The organism is Nocardioides pyridinolyticus (genome assembly GCF_054653575.1).
In genome coordinates, this window is sequence record NZ_BAAIFY010000069.1 from 1 (window position 1) to 1,793 (window position 1,793).

2 protein-coding genes are annotated in these 1,793 nt (G+C 73.0%); one reads left to right on the forward strand and one right to left on the reverse strand.

Translation table 11 applies throughout. The features are described 5' to 3' along the window. The coding region (locus ACYQ0U_RS22645) for a LuxR C-terminal-related transcriptional regulator (protein WP_459976147.1) at positions 1-333 on the forward strand (333 nt) is incomplete at its 5' end. Here the strand turns inward: ACYQ0U_RS22645 and ACYQ0U_RS22650 are convergent. Continuing rightward, positions 330-1,793, reverse strand: a 1,464-nt coding sequence (locus tag ACYQ0U_RS22650) for a GAF domain-containing sensor histidine kinase (RefSeq protein WP_459976148.1), incomplete at its 5' end; no start/stop codon positions are given. The two genes, ACYQ0U_RS22645 and ACYQ0U_RS22650, sit on opposite strands and share 4 nt — an antisense overlap.

The window sequence follows — 1,793 nt, forward strand, 5'->3', positions numbered from 1 at the left end:
GGCTACGTGCTGAAGGAGATCCGCGGCAACGACCTGGTCGAGGCGGTCCGCCAGGTGGCGGCCGGCAACTCGCTGATCGACCCGAGCCTGACCGCGCGTGTCCTGGAGCGCGTGCGGAACCCGCAGACCACCGCACCCGAGCTCGCGCAGCTGACCGAGCAGGAGCTCAAGCTGCTTGGCCTGATCGCCGAGGGCCTGACCAATCGGCAGATCGGGGAGCGGATGTTCCTCGCGGAGAAGACCGTGAAGAACTACGTCTCCAGCATCCTGGCCAAGCTCGGTCTGGAGCGGCGCACCCAGGCCGCCGTCCTGGCCAGCAAGCTCCTCGGCTAACGGATCGGCACCCGCCACACGAACGACGTGCCCCGCGGGCTGCGCGAGCCGATCCCGAGCGTCCCGCCCAGCGCCGACGCACGGCGGCGCGCGTTGCGTAGGCCGCTCTCGGCCACGTCGGGCGGGACGCCGACGCCGTCGTCGAGGACGGTCATCCGGAGCTCACGGTCGTCGACGGCCACGTGGACCTCGACGTGCTCGGCGGCGGCATGGCGGGCCACGTTGGACAGCGCCTCGCGCAGCACGGGCACCAGCTGCTCGCGCACCTCGCGCGAGACCACGGTGTCGACCGGACCCTCGGTGTGGACCGTCGGCGTGACCTCCAGCAGCGGCGCGTACTCCTCCACCAGCCGTCGCAGGTCGGCCCGCAGCGAGTCGCCATGGCCGTGGTGTTGGAGTTCGAAGATCGTGCTGCGGATGTCGCGGATCGTCACGTCGAGCGCCTCGACCGCCGCGTCGATGCGCTCTGCGACCTCGGGCACACGCACCATCGCGACCGCGCCCTGGAGCTGGAGGCCGGTCGCGAACAGCCGCTGGATGACCACGTCGTGCAGGTCACGGGCGATCCGCTCGCGGTCCGAGGTCACCGCGAGCTCGGAGCGCTCCTCGATCGCCTGGGCGCGGTCCAGCGCGAGCCCGGCCTGCTCGGCGAACGTCGCGAGCAGCGCGCCTTCGTCGTACGCCGCCGGCGCGGTGCCCGGCGGGTGCAGCACGACCAGCAGCGCGGAGCCGAGCAGGTGGGTGCGCATCGGTACGAGGGTGGCCGCGAAGCCACCCAGCGGCACGTCCACGGCGTCGGCGTCCGGGCGCGGCCACGGCCTCGTGTCAAGCTCGACGAGAGCCTCCTCGACCGCGTGCTCTGCCCCGGCCTCGGCCGAGACCGTGTGGACCGCCGTACCGTCCTGGAGGTGCAGCACGGCGGTAGCCGACGCCCGGGTCATCGCACGTGCGGAGCGGGCGACCTCCGCCAGCCCGTCCTCGATCTCGAGTGGCGGCTGGAGAGCCTCCGCGAGCACGGCCGTGGCCTCCAGCCACTGCCGCCGCCGCTCGCTCAGCCCGTACGCCCGGGCGTTGTCGATGACGAAGCCGGCCGTGCTGGCCAGCGCCTCGACCAGGGCCTGGTCCTGCTCGGTGAACGCCGTCCCGCCGGACTTCTCGGTGAGGTAGAGGTTGCCGAACACCGTGCCGCGGATCCGCACCGGGACGCCGAGGAAGGTGCCCATCGGCGGGTGGTGGGGCGGGAAGCCGGCCGCCTGCGGGTGCTGCGTCAGGTCGTCGAGGCGGATCGGCTCCGGATGGTGGATCAACAGGCCGAGGATGCCGCGCCCGTGCGGGAGGTCGCCGATCGCGGTCCGCTCCTCGGCGCTGAGCCCGGTCGTCACGAACTCGACGAGGAAGTCCTCGTGGCCGAGCACGCCGAGGGCGCCGTACCTCGCGCCCGTCAGCTGGGTGGCCGCCTC